Here is a 6,728-nt window from a genome sequence, read left to right on the forward strand (position 1 = left end):
CGCAACCTCAACCACAAGCCCAGCCACAAACACGGCCGCAAGCCCAGCCACAGACGCAGCCGCAACCCGCGCCCCACAGGTACGAGCCCCCGCGCGGGTACGAAGCACCGCACGGGCACGAAGCACCGCACGGGCACGAAGCGCCTCACACCTACGAAACCCCCCGCGCGTACGAAACGCCCCACGCGTACGAACACCAGCGCCCGGCCGAACCGCCACCCGACAGGGGATTCCGCCCCGCCTGGGAACCCGTTCCCGTTTCCGTCCCCGCTGCCGCCCCGGCCCCCGCCGCAGCCCCCGCTCCCGCGGCCCCCGAGCCCGAAGCGGCGCAGTCCCCCGACGCCCAGCTGATCCGCCGCACCATGGCGGAGCTCGAGCCCGTGGCCGACAAGGCGACCTCGTACTTCTACGCGCTGCTGTTCATACAGCACCCCGATCTGCGCGCCCTTTTCCCCGCCGCCATGGACACCCAGCGCGACCGTCTCTTCCGGGCGCTGCTGACCGCCGCCCAGCACGCGGACGACTCCGCCACGCTCACCACCTACCTCTCCCGGCTGGGCCGCGGGCACCGGAAGTACGGCACCCTGCCCGAGCACTACCCCGCGGTCGGCGAGTGCCTGATCGCCGCCCTCAGCCGCTTCGCGCCGGCCACCTGGAACGGGCACACCGAAGCGGCCTGGGTCCGCGTCTACACGGCGATCTCCCAGATCATGATCGACGCCGCCGCGGAGGACGAACGGCACTCGCCCGCCTGGTGGCAGGCCGAGATCGTCACCCACGAACTGCGCACGCCGGACATCGCCGTCGTGACCGTACGGCCCGACCAGCCCTACCCCTTCGTCGCCGGCCAGTACACCAACCTGGAAACCCCCTGGTGGCCGCGTGTGTGGCGGCCGTACTCCTTCTCCGCCGCGCCCCGCCCGGACGGGCTGCTCTCCTTCCACGTCAAGGCCGTGCCCGCCGGCTGGGTGTCCGGCGCCCTCGTCCACCGGGCCCGCCCGGGTGACGTCCTGCGGCTCGGTCCCCCCACCGGTTCCATGATTGTCGACCACAGCACTGACAACGGCCTGTTGTGCCTGGGCGGCGGTACCGGCATCGCGCCGATCAAGGCGCTGGTCGAGGACGTCGCCGAGCACGGGCGCTGCCGCCCCGTCGAGGTCTTCTACGGTGCGCGCCAAGCCGGCGACCTCTACGACATCGACACCATGCTGCAGCTGCAGCGTGCGCACAACTGGCTCTCGGTCCGGCCGGTCGTGTCCGACGGCCCCACCCGCGGACTGAGCGGGCAACTGCCCGCCATCGTGCGCCAGTACGGGCCCTGGACCGCCTACGACGCCTATCTCTCCGGGCCACCCGGAATGATCCGCAGCGGTGTGGACACCTTGAAGGGCATCGGCATCCCGTCCCACCGCATACGACACGACACGATCGACGGCCTCATGGCGCCCACGCCGGGCTGATCCGGGCGGTCGCCCGGGCGTCACCCCAGGTCGTCCGCCAGCAGGGCCCGTACGCCCTCGATGTTCGCGTCGAGGTAGGCGCGCAGCGACGGGGGAACCAGCTCCACCGAGGCGATCCCCGCCCGGGTGAACGGGATCCGCACCACCTCGTACGTCCCGCACGGCTCGTCCACCTCGGGGCCGTGGCGCTGCGAGAGGTCCATGGACGCGAGCCGGCAGACGAAGAAGTGCTGCACCTTCACGCCGTGGGCGGCGTGGTGGAGCGAGTGGGAGACGGTGTCGACGAAGGCGGGGACGACGTCGACGACCTTGGCGCCGAGCTCCTCGTCGACCTCGCGGTGGAGCGCGGCGACCACGGTGCTGTCCTCCGGCTCCATGCCGCCGCCCGGGGTGATCCAGTACGGCGCTTCTCCGGGCTTGGTGCGCTTGATCAGGACCATCTCGAAGGCGGCGTGGGGGCCGGGGTCGCCCCCGCTGTCGAGCAGGATGGCACGCGCGGTGCGCTTGACCACTGGACGTTCGGTCATAGGGGACATCTGCCGCGCGAGGCGGTCGGTGAAACCCCTGGCGGCAACCCTTTCTCTCCCCTTTCTCACCAGGAAACGGCGGCGCGCAGGAGCCACTCGTGTGCCCGTGCGAGGTGCGGGTGGGCCAGTGTTCCGGTTCGTACGACGAGGAAGTAGGTGCGCAGCGGGGGGACCGGCGGGTCGAGGAGGGCCACGATCTCCCCGGTGTCGAGGGCGTCCGCGCACAGGTAGCGGGGCAGCACGCCGAGCCCGGCGCCCGCGATGACGCAGGAGAGGACGGCCCGCAGGTCGGGGGCGATGACGCTGCCGGAGGCGACGGGCTCGGTGTCGAAGACGGCACTCCAGTAGCGCCTGACGAGCGGCAGGGTCTCGTGGACCTCGACCACGGGCAGGTGTTCCAGGGCCCGGACGCCTTTGTCGCGCACGACGGCCGGGCCGCCCAGGCGGGCCGCCCAGCGCGGCGCCGCGACGAGCACGTGCTCCTCGTCGCAGAGCGGGGTGGCGGTCAGGAGGCGTCCGCGCGGGCGCGAGGTGGTGATGGCGAGGTCGTGGTGGCCGGCGCCGAGGCTCTCGAAGAGGTCGTCCGCGGCGCCGTGGGCGGCGCGCACGGCCAGGCCCCGGGCGATGAGGGGAGCGAGGGCGGGGAGCGCGCGAAGGTCGGTGAACTCCGGAGGACCGGCGAGATGGAGGGTCCGGTTCCGCGATCCCTCGTCGTCCATGCCCGCTTCGGTGATCTCCAGCAGGGCGTCGACGTGCGGCGCGATCTTGTGGGCGAGTTCCTCGCCGGTGGTGGTGGGGCGCACCCCGCGGGCCAGGCGCAGGAAGAGCGGGCGGCCCAACTGGGTCTCCAGCGTGCGGATCTGGCTGGTGACGGCGGGCTGCGAAAGGCCGAGCAGGGCCGCGGCCCGGGTGAAGGACCCCGCCCGGTGCACCGTGACGAACGTGCGCAACAGGGCCAGATCCATGCTGTCTCCCTGACTCGGTGCCTCCCGGTCGTAAGGGAACTATAAATAAGTCGATAGGGCTGTGTCGCCGGTGTGATTGGACACTGACGCAGAGTCAACTAGCCTGGACCGGGTGGTCATTCGTGCGTGGTTCGCGCGTCCGACCACGACGGCTCGAGTCAAGAGGGGGGAGACTCGAGCCGTCCTTACGGGCGGGCGGGGCCGTCGTACGGACGGGCCGCCTCGTCCAGCGCCGCGAGGACGTCCGCGACGAGATCCTCGGTGTCCTCGACGCCCACCGAGAAGCGGATGAACCCCTCCGCCACGGCGTCGCCTCCCCACCGCCCGCGCCGCTCGGCCGTGGACCGCACGCCGCCGAAGCTGGTCGCCTCGTCGACGATGCGCAGTGCGGCCAGGAAGCGCTCGGCATGCGCCCGGTCCGGCAGCACGAAGGAGACCACGCACCCGAAGCGCCCGCCGCGCATCTGCTGCAGGGCCAGCTCGTGGGCGGGGTCGGAGGGCAGCCCGGGGTGGCGCAGCCCGGTCACGTCGGGCCGGTCGCGCAGGGCCTCGGCGAGCGCGAGCGCACCGGCCGCCTGCCGGTCCACGCGCAGCTGCAGCGTCGCCAGGGAGCGGTGGGCAAGCCAGGCCTCCATGGGGCCGGGGATCGCGCCGGCGACCTTGCGCCAGGTGCGCACGGCCGCGGTGAGCCGTGGGTCGCGTGCGGCCATGTAACCCAGGAGGAGATCGCCGTGGCCGGTGAGGGCCTTGGTGCCGCTGGCCACGGAGAAGTCGGCGCCCAGTTCCAGGGGGCGCTGGCCGAGCGGGGTGGCGAGGGTGTTGTCGACCGCGACGAGCGCGCCGCGGCGGTGGGCGGCGTCGGCGAGGCGGCGGATGTCGCACACGTCGAGGCCCGGGTTGGAGGGCGATTCGATCCACAGCAGGCGGGCGCCCTCCAGCGCCGCGAGCTGGGCGTCCCCGGCGGTCGGGGCGGTGCGCACGGTGATGCCGAACGCCTCCAGGCGCTCGCGCAGCGCGGGCAGCAGCTGATAGCCGTCCGAGGGCAGGACCGCCGTGTCGCCGGGCCGCAGCTGCGAGAGGAACACGGCGGAGATCGCGGCCATGCCGGAGGGGAAGGTGACGGCCTCCGCCGCCGGGCCGGGGTCGCCGGGGGCCTCCAGCTCGGCGATCGCCGTCTCCAGGGCGGCCCATGTGGGGTTGGCCTCGCGCCCGTAGGTGTACGGGCCGGAGACCTCGCCCGGCAGGTGGTAGTGGGCGGCGAAGGCCGGGCCGGGGAGCACGGGCTCGTTCGCCCGCGGCTCCGGCAGGCCCGCCCGTACGGCCCGGGTGCCGTCGCCCGTCATGCGCGGACCTCCCCGGACTCCCCGGTCCTTCTCGGTTCCCGCCGGCTCTGCTCGGTCCTGGTCAGCTCTTCTCAGCCCCTTCTCAGTCCTTGTCGTCCGGCAGGATCATGTGCATCGCCCAGGCCACCACCGAGATGATCACGCCGCCGACCAGGGCGTTCCAGAAGCCGTCGACGTGGAAGGCCAGCCCCAGCTCCTTGGCGAGGAACGAGGTCAGCAACAGCATCAGCGCGTTGATCACGAGCGTGATGAGGCCGAGGGTGAGGATGAACAACGGGAAGGACAGCAGCTTCACCACCGGCTTGACGATGAAGTTGACCACGCCGAAGACGAGCGCGACGAGGATCAGCGTGAGCACCTTGCGCAGGGTGTTCTCACCGGAGAGCGTGATGCCCTTGAGCAGCCAGATGGCGACCGCCAGGGCCGCCGCGTTGGCGATCGTCTTGACTACGAAATTCTTCATGGTGAGATCGTTGCAGACGCAGCATGTGGACGGACCACGACCGAGGAGCGGCGAGGGGTGGACGGCAGATGAAGGCCTTCCGGCTGGATGAACTGGAGGGGGAGCGCCTCGCGAACGACGGCGCCTACCTGCAGTTCCTGGGCGAGCGGAACATGTCGGTCGGGCTGTACGCCCTGGACGCCGGGCAGATGGACCCGCAGACCCCGCACGCCCAGGACGAGGTCTACGTGGTGATGAGCGGCCGCGCGTCGATCACCGTGGGGGAGGAGACGACCCAGGTGGGCCGCGGGAGCGTGGTCTACGTGCCGGCCGGCGTGACGCACCGCTTCCACCACATCAGCGAGGCCCTGAGGGTTCTGGTGGTCTTCTCTCCCCCTGAGAGCTGAGGGTCGGCCCCGGCGACCCGTAGGGGGACGCTCAGGGGTCGACGGGGGCTTCGCAGGCCCCGCCGGGCCCCCTGTCCGCCCTAGCATCGAAAGCAAGGCCGGAGCACCCCGCTCCGGGTCCACGAAGCGGAAAGCAGGGACGAACGACATGGCTGAGAAGGGGATTTTTGCAGGACTCCCGTGGTGGGTGAAGTGGATCGCCGTGCCGGTCCTCGTCCTCGTGGTGTTCGGCAGTCTGATCATGAGCGTGCTCGGCTTCGTCATAGCGCTGGTCTTCAAGGCCCTGCTGCTGGTCGCGCTCATCGGCGGGCTGATCTTCGTCGTCAAGAAGTTCACGTCGTCGTCCTCGTCGTCGAAGGGCGACTGGTAGGGCCCGCCGGTCGCCGCCCGGCCGGTCGTCGCCTGGACCGGTGTTGACGGCTCTGGCAATTTCTCTGCCCTGAATCCCCCGGAACGACTCCGCCCCGTAGTCGAGTCGCTACGCTCCAGAGTCATAGAGCTCGTAAGCTCAGTCTCGGTCTCTATCGGTAGCTGAAGAATCACTCCTGGTGATCTATGGATGCCGTCGAGCGGTGGTGTCTATGGGGCGCGAGGAGCCAATCCCGGGCCAAAACGACGAATACGGGGCATTGGGCGATGCGTGAAACGGTTCAGGCAGAAGTGATCATGACCTTCCTCGTCTCCGAGGAGCTGTCCTTCCGGATCCCGGTGGGACTGGACTACGACAGCAGCGATCCCTACGCGGTGAAGTTCACCTTTCACCTTCCCGGCGACGCGCCTGTGACCTGGGCCTTCGCGCGGGAGTTGCTGCTCGACGGGCTCAGCCAGCCCTCCGGCGAGGGCGATGTGCACATCGCCCCCGCCTCCGCCGAGCACCTCTCGGACGTCTTCATCCGGCTGCAAGTGGGCTCCGAAGGGGCCCTGTTCCGGGCCGGTGCGGCGCCCCTCGTGGCGTTCCTCGACCGGACCGACCGCATCGCCCCCCTCGGCGAGGAGCGCTCGGTCGCCGACTTCGACTACGACCTCGCCGCCGCGCTCGACAACATCCTGGCCGGCAACACCGAGGGGCAGAACGCCGGTTAGCGGTCCGGCGTGCCTCCGCCGGCCACGCCCTCGTCCCGGACCGGCACCCGCTCAGTGCGCGGGGGCGCGCCCTTTGGCGCCGTCCCGGCCCCCAGCGCCCCTGAGCCGGGCTTTTCTCCGGAGTCCGGCGTCCCGCCGGGCCCCGCGGCGCCCGGGGAACCGGCCTCGTTCCCGCCCGGCCCGTCCGCCGCGCCCGCCGTGCCCATGGCGGAGAGCAGCTGTCGCGCCAGGCCCAGACCCGTACCCCCCATCGTCAGCGCCTTCGCAAACATCTCGGACATCCCGTCCGCCCCGTTGAGCAGCACCATGTGGTCAACATTTCCGAAGGCTTCAGCCCCCGCACGTACGATCTCGGGCCACTTTTCGGCCAGTTGTTGCGCGACCACCGCCTCCTGATTCTCCGCCAGGGCCGCCGCCCGTGCCTTGATCGCATCCGCCTCCGCCAGACCACGCGCCTTGGCGGCCTCGGCCGTCGCCAGACCCTTCGCCCGCGCGGCCGCC

At 71.3% G+C, this 6,728-nt stretch carries 9 protein-coding genes; 4 read left to right on the forward strand and 5 right to left on the reverse strand.

Annotated elements, in window-relative coordinates:
- Positions 1–362: 362 nt before the first annotated feature.
- On the forward strand, positions 363–1,460 hold the full coding sequence (locus V7793_RS38220; RefSeq protein WP_443057892.1) for a globin domain-containing protein: 1,098 nt from the start codon (positions 363–365) through the stop codon (positions 1,458–1,460).
- A gap of 20 nt (positions 1,461–1,480) precedes the next feature.
- Here the strand turns inward: V7793_RS38220 and V7793_RS12215 are convergent, their stop codons facing one another.
- The 4 genes from V7793_RS12215 to V7793_RS12230 form a co-directional block, all read right to left on the reverse strand.
- Positions 1,481–1,987: an NUDIX hydrolase gene (locus V7793_RS12215; RefSeq protein WP_336005593.1), complete on the reverse strand. Its 507-nt coding sequence runs from the start codon at positions 1,985–1,987 to the stop codon at positions 1,481–1,483.
- Positions 1,988–2,052: 65 nt separating this feature from the next.
- On the reverse strand, positions 2,053–2,952 hold the full coding sequence (locus V7793_RS12220; RefSeq protein WP_336005596.1) for a LysR family transcriptional regulator: 900 nt from the start codon (positions 2,950–2,952) through the stop codon (positions 2,053–2,055).
- Positions 2,953–3,137: 185 nt separating this feature from the next.
- Positions 3,138–4,295, reverse strand: coding sequence for a cystathionine gamma-lyase (locus V7793_RS12225; RefSeq protein WP_336005599.1), 1,158 nt, complete (start codon positions 4,293–4,295; stop codon positions 3,138–3,140).
- An 82-nt stretch (positions 4,296–4,377) separates the two neighbouring features.
- Positions 4,378–4,758 (reverse strand): phage holin family protein, encoded by a 381-nt coding sequence (locus tag V7793_RS12230; protein ID WP_058045356.1) that lies wholly within the window; start codon positions 4,756–4,758, stop codon positions 4,378–4,380.
- 68 nt (positions 4,759–4,826) lie between these two features.
- On the opposite strand from V7793_RS12230, the gene V7793_RS12235 reads away from it, so the two are divergent.
- The 3 genes from V7793_RS12235 to V7793_RS12245 all read left to right on the forward strand — a co-directional run bounded on the left by V7793_RS12235 (position 4,827) and on the right by V7793_RS12245 (position 6,227).
- Positions 4,827–5,144, forward strand: a complete 318-nt coding sequence (locus V7793_RS12235) for a cupin domain-containing protein (protein WP_058045357.1) — start codon at positions 4,827–4,829, stop codon at positions 5,142–5,144.
- Between the two features lie 148 nt (positions 5,145–5,292).
- A complete protein-coding gene (locus V7793_RS12240) occupies positions 5,293–5,514 on the forward strand; it encodes a DUF5326 family protein (RefSeq protein ID WP_336005606.1) in 222 nt (73 codons plus the stop codon).
- Positions 5,515–5,780: 266 nt separating this feature from the next.
- Positions 5,781–6,227 carry an SsgA family sporulation/cell division regulator gene (locus V7793_RS12245; protein ID WP_030366799.1) on the forward strand — a complete coding sequence of 149 codons (447 nt, stop codon included), beginning with the start codon at positions 5,781–5,783 and terminating at the stop codon, positions 6,225–6,227.
- On the opposite strand, the gene V7793_RS12250 is transcribed toward V7793_RS12245, so the two are convergent.
- Positions 6,224–6,728 (reverse strand): flotillin domain-containing protein (locus V7793_RS12250; protein ID WP_336005610.1); only part of this gene is annotated, 505 nt, incomplete at its 5' end. The two genes, V7793_RS12245 and V7793_RS12250, sit on opposite strands and share 4 nt — an antisense overlap.

Source organism: Streptomyces sp. KLMMK (assembly GCF_036961605.1).
GTDB classification, from domain to species: domain Bacteria; phylum Actinomycetota; class Actinomycetes; order Streptomycetales; family Streptomycetaceae; genus Streptomyces; species Streptomyces telluris.